The organism is Flavobacterium sp. MDT1-60 (assembly GCF_014844035.1).
GTDB lineage: Bacteria > Bacteroidota > Bacteroidia > Flavobacteriales > Flavobacteriaceae > Flavobacterium.
The window spans coordinates 1,456,717-1,477,815 of sequence record NZ_CP062159.1; the positions used below are offsets into that span (position 1 = coordinate 1,456,717).

The window sequence follows — 21,099 nt, forward strand, 5'->3', positions numbered from 1 at the left end:
ATATGAAAATTGAAGAAACATTTATAAAAGATTTAGTAGTTGTAGAACCTACTGTTTTTGGAGACGAAAGAGGTTATTTTTTTGAAGCCTACAGCAAAACAAAATTTACTGATTTAGGTATAGATATTGAATTTGTACAAGATAATCAGTCCTTTTCTAAGAAAGGAACATTAAGAGGTCTCCATTATCAAAATCCTCCGTTCGCACAAACTAAATTAGTTCGTGTTTTAGAAGGTGAAATTATTGACGTAGCGGTAGATTTGAGAAAAGATTCGCCTACTTATGGAAAATCATTTAGTGTATTACTGTCGGCAGAAAACAAAAAACAACTTCTGGTTCCTCAAGGTTTCGCTCATGGTTTTTCAGTGATTAGTGAAACAGCTTCTGTAATGTATAAATGTGATCAATTCTATAATAAAGCTTCTGAAGGCGGAATCAAATTTGATGATCCATCATTAAATATTGATTGGGGCATGAATTTGGAGGAAGCAATCGTTTCTGAAAAAGATCAAATACTTCCTTTTATTGAAAATTGTAATAGTCTGTTTTAATGGGAAAAATACTTGTTACAGGTGCTAGTGGTCAGCTAGGTTCTGAATTAGCTGTTTTATCAACTCAATATCCGCAATATGAATGGTTTTTTGGAGATAGAACTAAAATTACTTTGGATAATTTAGAACTACTTAATATTCAATTAAATGAAATTAAACCAGATATAATTTTAAATGGCGGTGCTTATACTGCAGTTGATAAGGCTGAAACTGAAAAAAAGCTCGCATTTACAATAAATCATTTGGCGGTAGAATTAATTGCAAAATACGCATCAGAAAATAACGTAAAACTAATTCATGTTTCTACCGATTATGTTTTTGATGGTACTTCATCAATTGCTTTAGATGAAGAAGCAGAAACTAACCCAATAAATGTTTATGGAGAAAGTAAAAGAGCTGGTGAAATTGCCTGTTTAAGAGAAAATTCAGATTCAATTATTCTCAGGACTTCGTGGGTCTACAGCAAATTTGGAAATAACTTCGTAAAAACAATGCAGCGCCTGATGCAGGAAAGAGATTCGATTAATGTTGTAAATGATCAAATAGGCTCGCCAACATATGCTGCTGATTTAGCACAGGCGATGATTGATATAATCGAATCTTCCAACTGGATCCCCGGGATTTATAATTATTCAAATGAAGGTGAAATAAGCTGGTATGAGTTTGCGTTGGCAATAAAAGAATTAGGGAGGTACGATTGTAATGTTGGTGGAATTCCATCAGTATCTTATCCAACTCCTGCAAAGCGTCCGGAATTTTCATTATTAGATAAGAAAAAAATTAGAGACGTTTATAACTTAGATATTCCAAATTATAAAGAAAGTTTAAAAAAAATATTTATATAAATAAAGATCATATTAGGATTTCAGGTTTCAATTTGAGAAATCTAAAATCTAAAATCTAAAATTAAAACAGATGAAAGGAATTATATTAGCAGGAGGTTCTGGCACCCGTTTGCACCCGTTAACACTTGCCATGAGTAAACAAATGATGCCGGTTTATGATAAACCAATGATTTATTATCCATTATCTACCTTAATGATGGCCGGTATTAATGAAATATTGATTATTTCTACTCCACATGATTTGCCAAATTTCAAGAAATTATTAGGTGATGGATCTACTCTCGGATGTAAATTTAGTTATGCAGAACAAGCTATCCCTAATGGTTTGGCACAAGCATTCGTAATTGGTGAAGAATTTATTGGAAATGATGATGTTGCTTTGATATTGGGAGATAATATATTTTTTGGATCGAATATGCAGGAATTATTAAAATCAAATACAAAGCCACAAGGCGGAGTTGTTTTTGCTTATCATGTTTCAGATCCTGAAAGATACGGTGTTGTAGAGTTTGATGAAAATCTTAAGGCTATTTCTATTGAAGAGAAACCAGAAGAGCCTAAATCAAGTTATGCTGTGCCAGGGTTATATTTTTATGATAATTCGGTTGTAGAAATAGCAAAAAATATTAAGCCAAGTGCACGTGGTGAATATGAAATAACTGATGTTAATAAAGTATATTTAGAAAAAGAAGCCTTGAAAGTTGGTATTTTAAGCAGAGGAACTGCCTGGTTAGACACAGGAACTTTTAATAGCCTGATGCAGGCAGGGCAATTTGTTCAGGTTTTAGAGGAGAGGCAAGGTTTGAAAGTTGGTTGTATTGAAGAAATTGCCTGGAGACAAGGGTTCATAAATGATGAACAACTGGAAGGGCTCGCATTGCCTTTAGTGAAATCAGGATATGGATCATACTTAATAGAATTTCTAAAACAGAAGCGAAAAGGTGTTAAATTTTAATTTGCTTATAGAAATAATTTTTTTAAACCTTTAATTTGTATTTTTGTAAGACATACATATTTTGCAGAATCAAAATCAACCCAATTGAATACAGATAAACAGACCAAAGTAGCCGATTTGTTGCATAATTCGTTCTCCCCAAGGAATCTGAGGGCGCATATTAATAACCTCAGTTATTTGCCTAGGTGGATAATTGTTGCTATAGACGTAATGGTTTTGGCATTTTCTTTTACTTTTACATATATGCTGTTTGAAGGTACAGCATTAGGATATATTATTACTTCACATGATTTCTATTTTGTAGGCAGTCTATTAATTGTAAATATCTTTTTCTTTTGGTTATTTAGAACTTATTCTGGAATCATTAGGCACTCTTCGTATATTGATGCTATAAAGTTGCTATTTTCCCAAATGTCTGTTTTGGTGTTTTTCTTGTTTTTTAATCTCGTTTTTGAATTATATACAGGGCATAAAGCATTTTTAAATACTGCCCTTTTCATTAATTTGGTTTTATCATTTTGCGGTTTGTTCTTATATCGTGTAATCGTAAAGCAAACTTTTGAATTGTATTTTTCAGAAAAAGCAAGCACAAAACTTATCAGAACAGTGATTTACGGAACTGATGCTAATGCTATTTCGGTAGCAAATGCATTGAAATTCGAAACACCATCCCGATTTAAGATTGTTGGATTTGTAGATAAAAACAACCAAAATGCTTCAAAGCGAATGCTGGATTTGCCAATTTTGATTCTCCGAAAAAAACTGCCAGCCTTAATGCGTTCAGTAGCTGCAGAAGGTGTAATTATAGCTGATAAAAGTTTATCTAAAGAAGAACAATTAATAATTGTTGATCAATGTTTAGAATTTAATTATAGAGTATATACTGTTCCGTTAATTTCGGATTGGGAAAATCAAAAAGAAATTTCTCAGAAAGTAAAAAATATTCAGATTGAAGATTTATTAGAAAGAAAACCTATTGTCTTAGACAGCAAGTCAATTTCTAAACAATTAAAAGATAAAACAATTCTTATTACCGGAGCGGCAGGATCTATTGGAAGTGAAATAGTAAGACAAGTTCTTGGATTTAATCCTAAAGTTGTAATTATTTTAGATCATGCCGAAACACCATTGCATAATTTATGTTTAGAAACTTACGCGATGAATTCTGAAACTAAAATAGTCGCAGTAGTTGCTGATGTCAGGAGTAAAAAAGCACTAGAAAAAGTATTCAAAAATTACAATCCCCATGTTGTTTTTCATGCCGCCGCTTATAAACATGTTCCTTTAATGGAAGAAAACCCTTCGCAGGCCATTCTGACAAATATAAAAGGAACTAAAAATCTGGCTGACTTATCTTGTAAATACCATGTCAAGAAATTTGTGATGGTTTCGACAGATAAGGCAGTGAATCCAAGTAATGTTATGGGAGCCAGTAAGCGTATTGCAGAGAAATATGTTCAATCTCTTTTCCTGAAAAATCAACGTGAAAATAATGGAGGAGCCACAAAATTTATTACAACCCGTTTTGGAAATGTCTTAGGCTCAAACGGATCGGTTGTTCCATTATTTACCAAACAAATTGCCGAAGGCGGGCCAGTTACCATAACCCATCAGGATATTATTCGTTATTTTATGACAATCCCTGAAGCTTGTCAACTAGTTTTAGAAGCGGGAGCAATGGGTAATGGAGGCGAGATCTATATATTTGACATGGGTAAGCCGGTAAAAATTATAGATTTGGCTAAAAAAATGATCAAATTGGCAGGTTTTATTCCTGATAAAGAGATCAAAATAAAAATTGTAGGTTTACGACCGGGTGAAAAACTTTATGAAGAATTATTAAATGATACTTCTAAAACGTTACCAACGTATCATAACAAAATCATGATAGCACAGGAAATTCAGGATGAATATGAAAATTTGCATACTGAGGTAGATGAACTTATTGGTATTGCCGATTTCTACGATAATGATGATATTGTGGCCAAAATGAAAAAAATAGTTCCTGAATTTAAAAGCATGAATTCTGCTTTTGAAGTTTTGGATAAATAAAAATAAGAGTTATATTTTAATTCAAATTAATGATAGTAAAAGGTGTTTTGTAAAAGCGCCTTTTTGTTTTTTAAGAAATTATTTAACGACTAAAAATCTTATTAATTAAGATATTTGGATTTCTTTAGTGATGATTTAATGGGAGAATTACATTATGTTTGACCTTAAAATATACTTTGAAATTGAATTTGTAAACATAAAATAGATACCACAGAAAATTCGAATTACTTTTTTTTCGAGATAACCAGGTAATTAAAAATGAATCTAGAAAAACATATTTATACCAGTTCCAATAGTTATAGTTTTTTGGAAGTAATAAAAGCCAGTTTAAAAGGATATCAAAGTTCCTTTTATTTGGCTAATCAATTAGCTAAGCGAGATATAAAAGCACAATATCGTCAATCTTTTTTGGGCGTTTTTTGGGCTATTTTTCCGGTATTAATAAATTCTTTAGTATGGATATTTTTGCAATCATCGGGAACTATCCAGACGACAGCAACGAATGTACCTTATCCTGCTTTTGTACTTATAGGAACTACATTATGGGGCATAATTGGTGAATGCATTAACTTAACAACACAAAGTGTAAATGCAAACAAATCTATAATCACAAAGATAAATTTTGATAAAGAAGCTCTAATTACACTTGGATTAATTAAATTTTTCTTTAATTTTTTAATTAAAATAGGATTGATAATCCTATTTTTAATTTTCTTTAAAATAACTCCTTCTATCGAAATTCTTTTTTTTATTCCCCTTTTGTTTTTATCAATTGTTTTTTTTGTTGCCATTGGAACTTTGTTAATGCCAATAAGTTTATTATATAGCGATATTAATCGTTTGATACCCATAGGTTTGCAATTTTTAATGTATGCTACCCCCGTAGTATATGCTATGCCTCCTGAAGGCATAATGCGAAAGATAATGCAATTGAACCCTTTGAGTTATATTATTACAGATTTGCGTAATGTACTGACCGGTTATAGCATAGAAAATCCTGTTTTTTGGTGTCTTAGTATACTAGTAACAGGGATTTTGAGTATTGTAGCTTTAGTCGTATATCGAGTTTCAATACCAATACTAACCGAAAGAATGAGTTAATTATGGGAGAAGTATTGATAAAAGTAGACCATGTTTCTAAGAAATTTGCTAAAGATCTTAAAAAAAGTTTGTTATATGGGCTGTCTGATGTTTTTAGCGGTATCACAAAAAAAAAACAAGATAAATCGTTGCGAAAAGACGAATTTTGGGCGGTAAAAGATATTAGTTTTGAAATTTGTCGTGGCGAATGTCTAGGACTTATAGGACATAATGGTGCTGGAAAAAGTACCCTGTTGAAAATATTAAATGGTTTGATTGCTCCTGATGAGGGAAGTGTTACAATGTACGGTAAAGTAGGCGCTTTAATAGAATTAGGAGCAGGCTTTAATCCGATACTTACTGGCAGAGAGAATATTTACAACAATGCAGCAATAATAGGTTTTAGTAAACAAGAAATAGAAGCCAAATTTGATGAAATTGTAGCTTTTGCTGAGATTGAAGAATTTATAAATATGCCTGTACAAAACTACAGTTCTGGAATGAAAGTACGTTTGGGTTTTGCAATAGCAGCACAGATGCAGCCAGATGTACTCATTATTGATGAAGTTTTGGCAGTTGGAGATTTAGGGTTTATTTTGAAATGTTTTAAGCAAATAGATAAGTTATTACCTCATACAGCAGTAGTTTTTGTATCTCATTCAATGCCTATGGTTGCAAGGGTGTCAAATCAAATTATGTTGATGGAGAAAGGGACAGCTGTTTTTCAGGGAAAAGAAGTTAGTAAAGGAATAAATTCTTATTATAATCGATTTAATTCTAATGAACAGAATATAATGTTCGATGATGGAACTGTTAGCTTGACTAAGCACTCTATAAATAATAATAATAATAATAATAATAATACAACTTTGCAAAGAGGAGATGATTTACTTATTGAATTAGAAATGGAGTTTAAAGAAGAGAGTTTAAATGTTCCTTTAATTTATATAGAGTTTAGAGATAAGGAACAACGTCCAATTGCAGGTGTTTTTAATGAAAAAATGAGCTATGAAATTATCAATGATAAATTATTTGTAAAGATAAAAATACCTAAAGTTTTATTTGCTCAGGGAATTTATAGCTACGATTTATCAGTGAATCATTTTGAAAATAAATCCCCCATATTGCGAATAAATAATGTCGATGCTTTTCAAATTGAAAGTGAAACTGAAATGTGGGTTCCATTTCATTTAGAAGCAGATTGGCAAATTAATGGAAAAACTAATGATTAACGTTACCAAAACTTTTTTACCACCCATTGAAGAATATCATAAGCAACTCCAACGTGCTTGGGACAACCAATGGCTGACGAATCGTGGGGAGCTGGTTTTGGAACTCGAAGAAAAACTAAAGAACCATTTAGAAGTTTCAAACATTATTATTGCTAATAACGGTACTGTACCACTTCAAATTGCGTTAAAAATATTAGGAAAGGGAGGTGAAATCATTACAACGCCTTTTTCTTATGTAGCTACTACAGCAGCAATAGTGTGGGAAAGCTGTAAACCAGTTTTTGTCGATATTCATCCGGAATTTTTAACAATTGATGAAACAAAAATTGAAGAAGCAATCACATCCAAAACCACAGCAATATTAGCAACACATGTTTTTGGAAATCCATGTAATGTTAATGCAATTGAGATAATCGCAAAAAAACATAATTTAAAAGTCATTTATGATGCAGCTCATTGTTTTGGGGTAAGATATTATGATAAGTCTATTTTTGATTACGGTGACGTAAGTACTTGCAGTTTTCATGCTACGAAGTTATTTCATACTGGTGAAGGAGGAGCTATATTTACTAAGAATCCAGATTTACATCATAAATTTTTCTATAGTCATAATTTCGGACACAACGGAGCCTTAGCGTTTCATGGATTAGGTATTAATGGGAAAATTTCCGAATTACAAGCAGCCATGGGGTTAAGTGTACTGCCATATATGAACGAAATAATTTTTGAAAGAAAAAATATAGTCGATTTTTATAATTCGAATTTAAATTTATCACAAATTCAGACTTTAAAAATTAGAAAAAATACCGTTTGGAACTACAGTTATTATCCAATTATATGTCAAACTGATGAGCAACTTTTGAGAATTGAGAAAAAACTAAATGAAAATGAAATTTTTCCAAGACGTTATTTTTACCCTTCTTTGAATACTATTGAATACGTAAAAGGAGAAGTAATGCCAATTTCTGAAAGTATCGCAGAACGAATATTATGCTTGCCTTTATTTGTAGGCTTATCTACTCCTGAATTGGAAAAAATAGTTTCCTTAATAAATGAAAATTTGTAATGAAAGTAGCTATAATGCAACCCTACTTTTTTCCTTACATTGGTTATTTCCAATTAATAAATGCTGTTGACACTTTTGTGATTTATGATGATGTTAATTTTATAAAAAAAGGCTGGATAAATAGAAATAACATTTTGGTTAATAAAAAGCAATTTCTATTTAGTATTGACTTAAAAGGAGCTAGCCAAAATAGATTAATTAATGAGATAGAGATTGATGAGAACTCACACTGGAAAGCAGATTTATTAAAAACAATAAGATTCGCTTATGCAAAGGCTCCTTTTTTTGAAAATGTTTTTCCAATAATTAAAAATATAGTCGAGCATAATGAAATAAATGTATCTAAATTAATAGTTTATTCTTTACAGAAAATTTGCAATTTTCTTTCTATAGAAACTGAAATATTAATTTCTTCAGATTTAAATAAAAATAAATATTTAAAGAGTCAAAACAAAATTATTGAAATCTGCAAAAAACTTGATGCTACTACTTATATTAATGCTATTGGAGGTTTGACATTATATGATGAAGAATTATTTTTAAAAAATAATATTTCATTAAGTTTCATTAAATCAAATCCAGTTAATTATTCTCAATTTAAAGAAGTGTTTATTCCTCATTTATCAATAATTGATGTTATGATGTTTAATTCACCAGAAAGAATAAAAGATTTTTTAAATCAATGTGAGCTGATATGAAAGAATATAATAAAATAATAGCACATTATGAAAGATGTTTGGACAAACATGGAGATAATCACTTGGGGGTTGATTGGCCAAAGTTAGAAGATGTTGATACTCGTTATAAAATAATGCTAGATATTATAAAATTAAATGAAGAAAGTGATCGTAAGGTATCTTTATTAGATTTTGGTTGTGGAACTGGTCATCTTCTAGATTTTGTTCATAGGAATAATAAAAAAAATATAATTTATTCCGGTTTAGATATTTCTCAAAAATTTATTGATGTAGCAAAAAAGAAATACCCAGATAATTCTTTTTACTGTATTGATATATTGGATTCTAAAGATAGTATTGGCAATTTTGATTATGTCGTAATGAACGGTGTTTTTACTGAGAAAAGAGAATTGTCTTATGATGAAATGTGGAATTATTTTACAAAAATGATTACTGTTATTTATGAAAAATGTAATAACGGTTTTGCTTTTAATGTAATGTCAAAGAATGTAGATTGGGAACGAGAAGATTTATTTCATGTTTCACATGATATACTAAGTAGTTTTTTATGTGCAAATCTTACGAGAAATTATATTATTAGAAATGATTATGGATTGTATGAGTATACAGTCTATGTTTTTAAAAAATGAAAATATGGCAAAAGTTATAATTTTTGGAATTCAGGATTTTGCTGAGCTAGCTCATTATTATCTTGAAAATGATTCAGAACACGAAGTTGTTGCTTTTAGTGTTAATAAAGATTATTTGCCAGAGAATAATTTTTTTCATGATTTACCTATTATACCATTTGAAAATATTGAAAAAATATACTCTCCAATAGATTATAAATTTTTTGCTCCAATGGCACCACAAAAAATGAATAAACTTAGAGAAAATGTTTATAATAATATTAAGGCAAAAGGATATGAATTGATTAGTTATGTAAGTAGTAAGGCAACTTTATTTAATAATTCGATAGGAGATAATTGCTTTATTTTAGAAAACAATACAATTCAGCCTTTTACATCAATTGGAAATAATGTTATTTTATGGAGTGGCAACCATATTGGGCATCATAGTGTTATAAAAGATCATGTTATGTTTACATCTCATGTTGTACTTTCAGGTCATTGTGAAGTTGAAAGTTATTGTACTTTAGGAGTAAATTCTACAATCAGAGATGGAGTGAAAATTGCAGAGGGAACTTTTGTAGCAATGTCAGCGAGTATTATTAAGAATACAGAATCATGGTCTATGTATAAGGGAAATCCAGCAGTTAAGTCCGAAATTTCAACAAAAAAGCTATAATAATTATGTGGATTAAGAAAGGATTAGTTTTTAAGGTAGATGATTACAGAAATCAATTTATTAAGTCTCATGCATCTATACCTTTCGCATATCATATTGAAAAAAATATTTTCAAGATTTACTTTAGTTCCAGAAATGAAAATGGTAAATCGCTTCCTTATTATATAGATGCAATTATAAGTGAAGGAAATATCAAACTTACCGGAGAGGTTGTTGGTCCTATTTTAGAACTAGGAAGGCTGGGTAGTTTTGATGACAGCGGAATTATGCCTTCCTGTTTAATAAAGAATAAGAATCAATTATATATGTACTATATAGGTTGGAATCCACAAGTTACTGTTTCTTACAGACTTTCTATAGGGCTTGCTATAAGTGATGATAATGGTCTTTCTTTTAAACGATATAGTGAAGGACCAATTTGTGACAGGAATATAAATGAACCCTATTTTAATACAGCACCATTTGTAATCATTGAAAATAATATTTGGAAAATGTGGTATATATCTTGTACCGGTTGGGAGATGATTAATAATTATCCAGAGCCATCATATCACATTAAATATGCAGAATCTAACGATGGAATTAATTGGAATAGAAATGGTAGTATTAGTGTAGATTATGATGAAAGAGCCCAAGCCCTGGGAAGACCATGTGTTTTTAAACAAAATGATATTTACAAAATGTACTTTTCATATAGAAAAACAAATCAATATAGAATTTCAGCTTTAGATGGTTACAAACTGGGATTAGCTTTATCTTCGGATGGTATTGTCTGGAAAAAAAAATATGAAGATACTGGTATTGAGCTGTCAGATTCAGCATGGGATGACCATATGATGGAATATTGTCATGTATTTAAGCATGAAGGGTTTATATATATGTTGTATAATGGAAATGATTTTGGAAAAGAAGGTTTTGGATATGCAATTAAATAATACACCTTTCATTGCAATTTATATGATTACTTATAATCATGAGCTTTTTATTGAGGAAGCTGTCGAATCAGTAATGAATCAAAGTACTAATTTTAAATCCAAATTATTTATAGGAGAAGATTGTTCTACTGATAATACTAGAGAAATTTGTTTAAGACTTAAAGAGAAGTATCCTAATAAAATAGAATTGTTTTTAAATGAAAAAAATATAGGTGCAAATTTAAATGCCAGACAAATCTTTAAAGCATGTCTTGAAAGTGAAGCAAAATACATTGCTATATTAGAAGGAGATGACTTTTGGACAGATCCATTAAAACTCCAAAAACAGGTTAATTTTCTAGAGAATAACCCTGACTATTCAATGTGTACACATGTAGCTAATGAAGTAAACGAAATTAGTAATACAGAATATTTGTTTCCAAATATAAATGAAAATACGACAAAAATAATTCAAGATTATATCAGTAATAACTTGACAGCTACATGTTCTTTGCTATTTAGAGCAGAATATTTAAAACCTATACCACACTGGCTTAATGAAATAAAGTTTGGTGATTGGGGATTGATGCTTTTTGTTTTTCATCGCTCTAATAAAAAAATGATGATACTTAAGGACTGTATGAGTGTTTATAGAGTTCATTTTGGAGGAATACATGGTTCTTTAAAAGAGGATAATCAATCACTGGTAAAGGCTTATAAAATGCACTTGGAGTTTATTGAACTAGTCAGTGATAAGCTGTTTTTAAAAAAAGAATTTTCAAAAGAATTTTCAAAGAAAAAAATAAACGTTTATTTAATAATTGCAAGTCTATATAAAAAACATGATCTTTTAAATTATTTTAAATTTAGGCTTGGATATTTTCTTTTAAAATTAAAACAAAAGATTTTATATAGTAAATAATGCAAAAAATCCTTTTCATCTCACATGACGCTTCAAGAACAGGGGCTCCTATTTTACTTTTAAATTTGGTAAAGCTTCTATTGACTTTTAATGAATATGAAGTAAACTTTCTTTTAAAAAAGGGTGGAGACTTGGAAAATGAGTTTAAAAACTTAGCACCAACTTACTTTCTATATCAGCAAAAAAGAACAAAATTTAATTATCTTAAAAGTAAACTATTCAAAACCAAATCGCTATTAGAAGATAAAAAGTTTTTAAACCAATATCATCATATAATTTCGAATACTATAACCAACGGAGATATTTTAGAAAAAATAAGAAATAATTATAAAAATAAGATAATAAGTTATATTCACGAACTTGAAGTAGCAAGTAAAACCTATACAACTTCGAAGGCAATTGATATTGTTATCAAAAGTTCTGACAAGTTTTGGGTTCCAAGTAGCTTAGTAAAAGAATTTTTATACAAGGAGTTTAATATATTAGAAAATAATATTTTTAAAATGCCTTATTTCATAGAAAATAGAAACATTTTACCTTTTGATGATGGAGAAAATAAAAACAACTTTATTATAGGAGGATGTGGTACAATCGATTGGCGCAAAGGTCCTGATTTGTTTTTGCAGGTAGCTAACGAGTTATTCTTGAAACGTCCTAATGCTTCAATTGTTTTTAAATGGAAAGGAGCTAATAATGGGGTAGAATTAATGCGTTTACAATGTCAGATTAAAATGACTAATCTGGATGGAAAGATTTTTTTTGAATCGTCTTCAGATAAATTGGATTCTTTTTATAATGAAATTGACTTGTTTTTATTGACGTCTAGAGAAGATCCCTATCCATTAGTTATTTTAGAAGCAGCTCAATTTGCTAAACCATCAATTTGTTTTGATAAAGTTTGTGGTAGTAGTGATTTTATTAATAATAGCAATGGAGGAGAAATAATACCATTTTTAGATATATCGGCAACTGCAAATGCCATTTTAAAATTTTATGACAATTCAATCTATACAACTGAAAAAGGGCAAAACGCCAAGCAGTTTTTACTAAAAACCCATTCAAATAAGCAATATGTTTATAACGAATTTAAAAAAGCATTGCTATAATGAGTGATATAAAGCCTATAGCTATTTACTTACCTCAATTCCATCCCATTCCTGAAAATGATTTATGGTGGGGTAAAGGTTTTACTGAATGGACTAACGTGACTAAAGCTAAACCACGATTTGAGGGACATTATCAACCTCATTTGCCGTCGGATTTAGGTTTTTATGATTTACGATTGGAAGAGACTCGTATAGCTCAGGAATCATTAGCGAAACAATATGGAGTCCATGGATTTTGCTATTATCATTATTGGTTTAATGGGAAACGTGTTTTAAATGAACCAATTGATAGAAAAATGCAAAATCCAAAGGAAGATTTACCATTTTTGCTATGTTGGGCAAATGAAAACTGGACCAGAGCTTGGGATGGTAGTTTACAAGATGTTTTGTTGGAACAAAATTATTCAGAAACTGACGATAGGGAACACATTAGATTTTTGTTAACTTATTTTAAAGATGATAGATATATTAGAGTAAAAAATAAACCTTTTTTTATTTTTTATAAACCAGATTTGTTTCCAGATATGGCGAGTACAATTGCTATTTTTAGGGAAGAGGCTGCAAAGGAAGGTGTTGAACTGTATTTAGGCTGTTTTGAAAGATGGATTGGATGGGATAAAGAGAAGATGTTAGAATTTGATTTTGATGCAATAATTGAATTTCAACCTTTATCAAAGTCAATGAAGAAATTTATAAATCAATTGGAAAAAAGGAAGCAAACAATTGTAAAACGCATTGAAAATAGATTACTTAGAAAATTTAAATTGAAGCGTAAAGTCAAAAACATAGACCTTAAAGTAGATTATAAAAAATTTATTGATTTTGATATTAAAAATAATAATACCGGAGTTTACCCAGGAGTAACTCCAATGTGGGATAATTCTTCCAGACGAGTTGGGCAAAATGCAACTATGTTGCTTAATAGTACTCCTGAATTATTCGAATACTGGTATAAAAATAAAACGAAGCCTAAAAATTTCGAAAGTTTAGATGATTCATTTGTATTTATTAATGCATGGAATGAATGGGCAGAAGGTAATCATTTAGAGCCATGCCAAAAATGGGGGAAATCTTATCTTGAAGCATTGTTATGAAAATTGTAGTTGTAATAGTGACCTACAATCCTGGAAAATGGATTGAAAAATGCTTGAATAGTTTGCTACTGAGTACGATTGAGGTTGAGATTTTAATCGTTGATAACAATTCTACAGATGGTTTTCAAGAAATAATAAATTCCAGTTATCCTCAAGTAGAATTTATACAGTGCATAAAAAATTTCGGTTTCGGAGCGGCTAATAATATTGGTATTAAAAAAGCATATGATAATAGTGCTGATTTCGTTTTTTTATTAAATCAGGATGCGTGGGTGAAATCCGATACTATTGAAAAATTAATTTTTGCCCAACAAAATGAACCTGAGTTTGGCATTGTAAGCCCTATACATTTGAACGGTAAAGGAGAAGATTTAGATTATAATTTTTCTAATTATATTATCCCTTCTAAATGTAAAGGATTGTATTCAGATATTTATTTGAATAAAGTAAAATCGAGTATTTATTTAGTGAATTTCGTAAATGCAGCTGGCTGGTTATTATCACGTAAATGTATTGAGACAGTTGGCGGGTTTAATCCTTCTTTTTTCCATTATGGTGAAGATGATAATTATATAGAGCGAGCACATTTCCATCAATTTAAAGTTGGAGTTTTAGCAACTGTAGTATTATTTCATGATAGAGAAGAACGAAATAGTAGTTTTCATTTTGAAGATTTACAATTGATTTATAAACGAAGAGTAATATTAAAGGCTTCTAATCCTTTTAATCAGTTTTCATTTCAATCAGAAAACAAAAAACTCTATAAATTTGCTATTAAAGCTATCTTTTCATTTAGATTTAAACTGGTTTTCAAAATTATTTCACAAATAAAAACGTTAAATAGTTTAGATAAAAATGCTATTTTAAATAGAAGAAACGAAAGTAAAAAAAACAATCTAACATTCTTAAATTAGTGTAGCAGAATAATGAATAATCCTCATTTCTCATATTAGTAGCTAATAATAATAAAGGGCATTTTAAGAACTGTTAAATGTTTATTTTATACAGGTTGTAGTAAATAACAGAGTTTAAGGGTTTAGCTTTTTAGGAAATGAATATAAAAAGAATTCAAAATAGATTTTAGATTAATAAATTAAAAGAATTTTTAAATGAATAGTAACCCACTTGTCTCTATAATTATTCCTACTTATAATAGGGCAAGCCTAATAGGTGAAACTCTCAATAGTATCTTAGCCCAAACTTATACTAATTGGGAGTGTATTATAGTGGATGATGGCTCTACGGATAATACTGAATTTGTAATTTATAAATATGTTGATTTAGATTCTCGGTTTAAATTATATCATCGTCCAGCTGATAGAATCAAAGGAGCAAATGCATGCAGGAATTTTGGTTTTGAATTGAGTGAGGGGAAGTATATTCAATATTTAGATTCAGATGATTACATATCATTAAATAAAATTGAAGAACAGGTAAACCAACTTGAAAAATGTGATATAAATACGATCGCTATATGCAAATGGCAATTTTTTGAAAATCTTTCTAATATTAACAATGAAAATAAAGAACTAAACGTTTATAGAAATTTCGATTCTATTTTAGATTTTATTGATGCCCTGGCTTTGTCGGGTGGTTTTTTGCCCGCTCATACCTATTTACTAAATAGACAATTAGTACTTAATTCAGGAAATTGGATGGAGAGATTAGTAATAAATCAAGATGGAGAATTTTTTGCCAGAATATTTACAAAAACAAATCGAGTTGTATTTGTACCAAATGTTATGGTGTATTATAGAAGAAATCATATAGATAATATTAGTGTTTTAAATAATGAAAAAAAGTTAGAACATGCTATTATAAGTTGGCAATTAATAGAGTCATATTTTAAAATCCATTTTGGAGAAAGTACAAGGTTGGTGAGTATTTCAAAAAAATACTTATATCAACGTGTTGTAAAAGAAAATATAAAAATAATAAAGAAGAATCAACTCTTTTTTAAAGAAGAAATTCTCCACAAAGATTTTTTTTTCATCAGAATTTTCAAAAAAATAATAAAAGCTAAATGAAAGACCCTCTTATTTCAATCATACTTCCGGTTTTTAATGGAGAAAGATATTTAGCAAAAGCAATAAATAGTTGTTTAGAGCAAACCTATGAAACAATCGAAGTTATTGTAGTAAATGATTTTTCTACAGATAATACTTTGACTATTGTGAACGAATTTGTTGCACAAGACAAAAGAGTGAGACTAATAAATAATTCTGAAAATAAAAAACTACCTGCGAGTTTAAATATTGGACATAAAGAAGCAAAAGGGGAATATATTACATGGACTTCGGATGATAATATATATCAAAAAGATGCCATATATAAAATGTATACCACTTTGATGAAATCTAATTCTGATATTGTTTATTGTGATTATTTAATTATAGATGATGAAGGCATTATTACTGGACAAGCCAAATTAAAGGCTATCGAATATTTAATGTTTTATGGCGTCATTGGAGCTTGTTTTTTATATAAAAAAGAAGTTTATGATAGGAATAAAGGATATAATGAAAAATTATTTTTAGTAGAAGACTATGATTTTTGGTTGCGTGCAATGAAACATAGCAGTTATTGTAAAGTCGACAATCCTGGGTATTATTTCTATAGATATCACGAAAATAGTTTAACCACAAGGATGAAACTTGATCAAAATTTGAAGAATCAATTTTTAAGTAACTTGTATGAATTGTATAATGACTTATTTGCGGATTCTCGAATGAAAGCTAAGGAGCAGATTATTACATTTCTAATAAATAGATTTGTTTATGGGCCAAATGACAATATTGATGTCATTCATTCAAAGACATTTTTAAAAGATTTAGAGTACGCCAGTACCTTGTTAATTGGGTTTTCTGTAGAAAAATTTAAAAGAATAGTTGCAGATGATATTATCGAAACTATAATGATAAAAAAGGAGTTTCAAAAACCAAAGTCTTTTTTTGCAGTTCACAGATTGGGAAAGGATGTTATATTAAGATTGGCAATAGGCAGGTATTTGGCATTAATAAAAAAATGCTTTTTATGACAAAAAAAATTGTTTTTAAAGTTCCTGAATTTCCACACCTTTCAGAAACATTTATTGTCGCACAGATTATTACTGCAATAAAGCTTGGCTATGAAGTGAAAATTTTGATTAGAAAATTTCTGGATAATGATACAGCAATTAATTCTATTTTAATTAAGGAGTATGATTTGCTAGATAAAATAATTATTGAAGATTATAATATTCCAAAAAATAGGCTGATACGTTTAATTAAATGGATTGTTTTACTTATACTAAATTTTCAAGATTTAAGCTCTATAATAAAATATCATAAAGAATTCCCTAAATTTAGTTTAACATGGTTGTACCAATGGTTTTTTTTTCAAAAGTTTAGTGATATGGATATTTTTCATGTTCAGTATGGAACCAATTCTAAACCATTAGATATTTTAAAAAAGACAGGTTTTAAACCCGCATTAATTGTTACTTTTCATGGTCATGATGCCTTTTTCCCCATAAATGGTTATATTCTTAATAATGGTTATTACGATAATTTGTTTAAACATGCGGATTTAATAACAGCCAATACACCTTATTTAGCTAATAAAATTATTGAGTTAGGTTGTCCAAAGGAATTGCTTTCCATTATTCCTGTGGGTGTTGATACTGATTTTTTTTATCCCAATACAGAACATAAAACAAGTCAAAATACATTAAAACTAATAACAGTTGGTCGTTTAGACAAAGTCAAAGGCCATGATTTTTGTATTATGGCTATGACAGACTTAATCAATAAAGGGTTTGATATAACACTGACAATCATTGGTGAAGGTGAAGAACGGACAAGTCTCGAAAATTTAATTGCGAAATACCAGCTAGAAGGCAAGGTTTATATGAAAGGGAAAAAATCTCAATTAGAAGTTAGACAGGAATTATGGGAACATGATGTTTATTTGTTAACAGCAGTTGCATTGAAAGATGGCAGAAGGGAAACACAGGGATTGGCTACTCTTGAAGCGCAAGCTTGTGGATTACCAGTTGTAGCTTTTGATTCGGGGGGTGTAAAGTATACTATTAAGGAAAAAAAAACGGGATTAATTTGTAAAGAATATGATGTACAAGAAGTGTCAGAAAAAATTAAATTATTATATTCAAATCCTATACTTAGAATAGAGATGGGTATAAATACGAAAGATTTTATAAAACAGCATTTTTCACAAAATCATATTGATAGTATTTGGGAAAAAGAATATTTACAATTACTTAGAGCATGAAGGATTTAAAAATTTCTATTATTCTTCCAGTATACAATGGTGAAAAATATCTATCTCAATCTATAGAAAGTTGCGTGAATCAGACTCATAAAAATATAGAGTTGATCATAGTTAATGATTGTTCTACTGATAACACTTTGAGTATCGCTAATCAATATGCACAAAAAGATAATAGAATTAGGATTCTAAGCAATTTTGAAAATAAGAAGTTACCAGCAAGTTTAAATATTGGACATAATGAGGCAAGAGGAGATTTTATAACATGGACAAGTGATGATAATTTTTATGAGCCTGATGCTTTAGAAAAACTTTTAAAATCATTGCTAGAGAATGAAGCTGATATTGTTTACAGTGATATTTTCTTAATTGATAATTTAGGCAACAGAATAAGAGAAGTTAGGTTATTAAGAGTAGAAAATTTAATTTTTGGAAATGTTATAGGATCTTGTTTTTTATATAGGCGAAATGTCTTTCAAAAAAATAATGGTTATAATGAAACTTTATTTCTAATTGAAGACTATGATTTTTGGTTGCGTGCTATCTTACATAGTAAATATTATAAACTTGATCAGTTTTTATACAATTATAGAAAGCATGAGAATAGTTTAACGAATCAGATAAAAACAGTTAATGATAAACAAATTACTTGGAAAAAAAATATAGAGGTGATGTATTTTGAATTTTCAAGAAATTTTATAGATCACGATTTTCAAGTTTTTTCAGAATTGCAAACTAAAATATTAAGTTGTCAACAAATAAAATTTGAGTGGATCATAAAAAATTATTCTACTATTAAAAAATTTCAAGAGAATATTTCTAAAAATAAAAACTTTCAAAATAAAAAAGCAACCGGGAAAGTTTTTTTAAATCAGATAATCATGTTGATGGTATCAGATTTCGCTAGAAAAAAAAGTAAGTTTCATTGTTTTTTCATATTTAAAAACTACTATCCATTTTTAAATAAAAATAGTATAAAAACTTTAATAAAGTATTCCTATTTTAAATGAAAAAAAAAGTAACTATAGTCATGGCTACTTATAATAGAAGTCATTTTATTTTAGAATCTTTACTGTCTATTCAGAATCAAACCTATTCAGAATTCGAATGTTTAATAATTGATGACGGGGGAACCGATAATACTTTAGAAGTTATTACTGCAGTTTTAAATAAAGATTCTCGTTTTAAGTTTTTAAAACGCCTTGATAATTATAAAAAAGGATTACCTGGATGCCGAAATTATGGTATTGATTTAGCAAAAGGTGATTACATCATATTTTTCGATGATGACGATATTGTGCATCCACAAAATTTAGAATTGTGCATAGTAGAATTGAGCAAAACTGAGGTTTCATTCTGTAGATATCAACGAGAAGTTTTTTTTAATGAGTTTGATTATCGCTTTGATTATTCTAAAATATATACCTCCTTTAAAATTGATAGTAGTGATGTTAGAAGAATCTTAAATCATGAATTACCCTTTAATTCCTGTGCGGTAATGTGGAAGAGAGAATGTTTTGAAAAGAATCGTTTTGTTGAACATTTGATGTATGCTGAAGAATGGGAACTATATTCTAGAATAATATCTTCGGGATTTAAAGGAATATCGATTAACAAGTGTTTATTTTATGGACGAAAACATGACAATTCAAATACTGGTGAATTTTTTCAAAATAATCCTGTTAGAATGGCTTCTCAAGCTGATGCAGTTGTTTTAGTTGTTCAGAATCTTAAAGAAAAACAATTACTTACAAATTCATTGATTCAATACTTCATAACTATTTCTATTGGTTTCAAAGAGTATAATTTGTTTAATAGAATATTAAATATTTTGGATTTAAGTATTTTTAAAAGTTTAAAATGGATTTTTTTTTATCAATCTTATCCTTTACGTTTGCCCATTTATAAATTAAAAAAAAGATTTAAATAATGAAGATTCTCCTTTGTTTTGGAACTCGTCCAGAGGCAATTAAAATGGCACCATTATATCATAAGCTACAAAAGGAAAATTTTGAAGTTCTTGTGTGTGTAACAGCTCAACATCGTGAAATGTTGGATCAGGTTTTGGATTTTTTTGAAATTAAACCTGATTTTGATTTAGATTTAATGCAATCGAACCAATCTTTAAATAGTTTAAGTGCACTTATTTTATCAAAAATAGATACTGTCCTTAGAAAAACAAACCCAGATTTAGTTTTAGTTCATGGGGATACAACAACTTCTTCAATGGTAGCTTTGGCAGCTTTTCATTTAGGCATAAAAGTAGGTCATGTAGAAGCTGGGCTACGAACTTATAATAAAAAGGCACCTTTTCCTGAAGAAGTTAACAGACAAATAACAAGCAGACTGGTAGATTTACATTTTACACCAACAGTTGAAGCGACAGAAAATTTATTAACTGAAGGAATTCTGAAAGAAGATATTGTTCAAACAGGTAATACCGTAATTGATGCTTTACTTTGGACAACAAATAAAATTGGTAAACCTGAATATAGCCATCCCGAAATTGAAAAATTAAAAAAGGAAATTACAGAAAATAAAAAAATGGTTTTGGTGACAGGTCATCGAAGAGAGAACTTTGAATCAGGTTTAAAAAATCTTTGTGAAGCACTTTTAGACATTTCTCTAAGAGAAGATGTTTTTATTGTGTATCCGGTTCATTTAAATCCAAATGTAAAAAAAACAGTTTATGATTTATTGTCTGACAAACAAAATATTCTTTTAATTCCTCCTGTTTCATATCCTGTTTTTGTTTGGTTAATGCAGCAATCTTTTTTAATTGTGACAGATTCTGGAGGTATTCAGGAAGAAGCACCGTCATTAGGAAAACCTGTTTTGGTTACCAGAGAAGTTTCTGAAAGACCAGAAGGTGTAACAGCAGGATTTTCAACTTTGGTAGGAACAGATAAAGACAAAATAATAAACACAATAGAGGAAATTTTAAATAATTTTAAAGGTTTTGAAAATCTAGGGAATCCTTACGGAAATGGAGATGCCGCAGATAAAATAGTCACTTATTTAAGTAGTTAAC

Annotated in this window: 21 protein-coding genes; all 21 read left to right on the forward strand. The window is 29.3% G+C overall.

Translation table 11 applies throughout. The annotated features are described in order from the left end of the window. Nucleotides 1-2: 2 nt before the first annotated feature. The 21 genes from rfbC to wecB all read left to right on the forward strand — a co-directional run bounded on the left by rfbC (nt 3) and on the right by wecB (nt 21,098). On the forward strand, nt 3-551 hold the full coding sequence (gene rfbC / locus IHE43_RS06085; RefSeq protein WP_192187123.1) for a dTDP-4-dehydrorhamnose 3,5-epimerase: 549 nt from the start codon (nt 3-5) through the stop codon (nt 549-551). Beyond that, nucleotides 551-1,396: a dTDP-4-dehydrorhamnose reductase gene (gene rfbD / locus IHE43_RS06090; protein ID WP_192187124.1), complete on the forward strand. Its 846-nt coding sequence runs from the start codon at nt 551-553 to the stop codon at nt 1,394-1,396. Before rfbC ends, rfbD begins: the two co-directional genes overlap by 1 nt. A gap of 70 nt (nt 1,397-1,466) precedes the next feature. Next, on the forward strand, nt 1,467-2,351 hold the full coding sequence (gene rfbA, locus IHE43_RS06095; RefSeq protein WP_192187125.1) for a glucose-1-phosphate thymidylyltransferase RfbA: 885 nt from the start codon (nt 1,467-1,469) through the stop codon (nt 2,349-2,351). Nucleotides 2,352-2,435: 84 nt separating this feature from the next. Next, nucleotides 2,436-4,403 carry a nucleoside-diphosphate sugar epimerase/dehydratase gene (locus IHE43_RS06100; protein WP_192187126.1) on the forward strand — a complete coding sequence of 656 codons (1,968 nt, stop codon included), beginning with the start codon at nt 2,436-2,438 and terminating at the stop codon, nt 4,401-4,403. 258 nt (nt 4,404-4,661) lie between these two features. Beyond that, nucleotides 4,662-5,504 (forward strand): ABC transporter permease, encoded by an 843-nt coding sequence (locus IHE43_RS06105; RefSeq protein ID WP_192187127.1) that lies wholly within the window; start codon nt 4,662-4,664, stop codon nt 5,502-5,504. Nucleotides 5,505-5,506: 2 nt separating this feature from the next. Next, nucleotides 5,507-6,715, forward strand: a complete 1,209-nt coding sequence (locus IHE43_RS06110) for an ABC transporter ATP-binding protein (protein WP_225585419.1) — start codon at nt 5,507-5,509, stop codon at nt 6,713-6,715. Then, nucleotides 6,708-7,781 (forward strand): DegT/DnrJ/EryC1/StrS aminotransferase family protein, encoded by a 1,074-nt coding sequence (locus IHE43_RS06115; RefSeq protein WP_192187128.1) that lies wholly within the window; start codon nt 6,708-6,710, stop codon nt 7,779-7,781. The genes IHE43_RS06110 and IHE43_RS06115 overlap by 8 nt, the downstream gene beginning before the upstream one ends. After that, nucleotides 7,781-8,479: a WbqC family protein gene (locus IHE43_RS06120; RefSeq protein ID WP_192187129.1), complete on the forward strand. Its 699-nt coding sequence runs from the start codon at nt 7,781-7,783 to the stop codon at nt 8,477-8,479. Before IHE43_RS06115 ends, IHE43_RS06120 begins: the two co-directional genes overlap by 1 nt. Beyond that, nucleotides 8,476-9,108 (forward strand): class I SAM-dependent methyltransferase, encoded by a 633-nt coding sequence (locus tag IHE43_RS06125; protein ID WP_192187130.1) that lies wholly within the window; start codon nt 8,476-8,478, stop codon nt 9,106-9,108. Before IHE43_RS06120 ends, IHE43_RS06125 begins: the two co-directional genes overlap by 4 nt. Nucleotides 9,109-9,112: 4 nt before the next feature. Next, nucleotides 9,113-9,766: an acetyltransferase gene (locus IHE43_RS06130; protein ID WP_192187131.1), complete on the forward strand. Its 654-nt coding sequence runs from the start codon at nt 9,113-9,115 to the stop codon at nt 9,764-9,766. 5 nt (nt 9,767-9,771) lie between these two features. Further along, nucleotides 9,772-10,701: a hypothetical protein gene (locus tag IHE43_RS06135; RefSeq protein ID WP_192187132.1), complete on the forward strand. Its 930-nt coding sequence runs from the start codon at nt 9,772-9,774 to the stop codon at nt 10,699-10,701. After that, entirely contained in the window at nt 10,667-11,602 is a 936-nt protein-coding gene (locus IHE43_RS06140; protein ID WP_192187133.1) for a glycosyltransferase, read from the forward strand. Before IHE43_RS06135 ends, IHE43_RS06140 begins: the two co-directional genes overlap by 35 nt. After that, the gene (locus IHE43_RS06145) at nt 11,602-12,708 is read left to right on the forward strand and encodes a glycosyltransferase family 4 protein (protein WP_192187134.1); all 1,107 of its coding nucleotides are present in this window, start codon (nt 11,602-11,604) and stop codon (nt 12,706-12,708) included. The genes IHE43_RS06140 and IHE43_RS06145 overlap by 1 nt, the downstream gene beginning before the upstream one ends. Then, nucleotides 12,708-13,802, forward strand: a complete 1,095-nt coding sequence (locus IHE43_RS06150) for a glycoside hydrolase family 99-like domain-containing protein (protein WP_192187135.1) — start codon at nt 12,708-12,710, stop codon at nt 13,800-13,802. Before IHE43_RS06145 ends, IHE43_RS06150 begins: the two co-directional genes overlap by 1 nt. After that, a complete protein-coding gene (locus IHE43_RS06155) occupies nt 13,799-14,716 on the forward strand; it encodes a glycosyltransferase family 2 protein (protein WP_192187136.1) in 918 nt (305 codons plus the stop codon). The genes IHE43_RS06150 and IHE43_RS06155 overlap by 4 nt, the downstream gene beginning before the upstream one ends. 195 nt (nt 14,717-14,911) lie before the next feature. Further along, complete coding sequence (locus tag IHE43_RS06160) at nt 14,912-15,829, forward strand: glycosyltransferase family 2 protein (protein ID WP_192187137.1); 918 nt, start codon at nt 14,912-14,914, stop codon at nt 15,827-15,829. Further along, nucleotides 15,826-16,839 (forward strand): glycosyltransferase family 2 protein, encoded by a 1,014-nt coding sequence (locus IHE43_RS06165; protein WP_192187138.1) that lies wholly within the window; start codon nt 15,826-15,828, stop codon nt 16,837-16,839. Before IHE43_RS06160 ends, IHE43_RS06165 begins: the two co-directional genes overlap by 4 nt. Then, the gene (locus IHE43_RS06170; protein ID WP_192187139.1) at nt 16,836-18,071 is read left to right on the forward strand and encodes a glycosyltransferase; all 1,236 of its coding nucleotides are present in this window, start codon (nt 16,836-16,838) and stop codon (nt 18,069-18,071) included. The genes IHE43_RS06165 and IHE43_RS06170 overlap by 4 nt, the downstream gene beginning before the upstream one ends. Next, entirely contained in the window at nt 18,068-19,078 is a 1,011-nt protein-coding gene (locus IHE43_RS06175; protein WP_192187140.1) for a glycosyltransferase, read from the forward strand. The genes IHE43_RS06170 and IHE43_RS06175 overlap by 4 nt, the downstream gene beginning before the upstream one ends. Beyond that, on the forward strand, nt 19,075-19,998 hold the full coding sequence (locus IHE43_RS06180) for a glycosyltransferase family 2 protein (protein ID WP_192187141.1): 924 nt from the start codon (nt 19,075-19,077) through the stop codon (nt 19,996-19,998). The genes IHE43_RS06175 and IHE43_RS06180 overlap by 4 nt, the downstream gene beginning before the upstream one ends. Further along, nucleotides 19,998-21,098, forward strand: coding sequence for a non-hydrolyzing UDP-N-acetylglucosamine 2-epimerase (gene wecB, locus IHE43_RS06185; protein ID WP_192187142.1), 1,101 nt, complete (start codon nt 19,998-20,000; stop codon nt 21,096-21,098). The genes IHE43_RS06180 and wecB overlap by 1 nt, the downstream gene beginning before the upstream one ends. Nucleotide 21,099 lies beyond the last annotated feature (1 nt).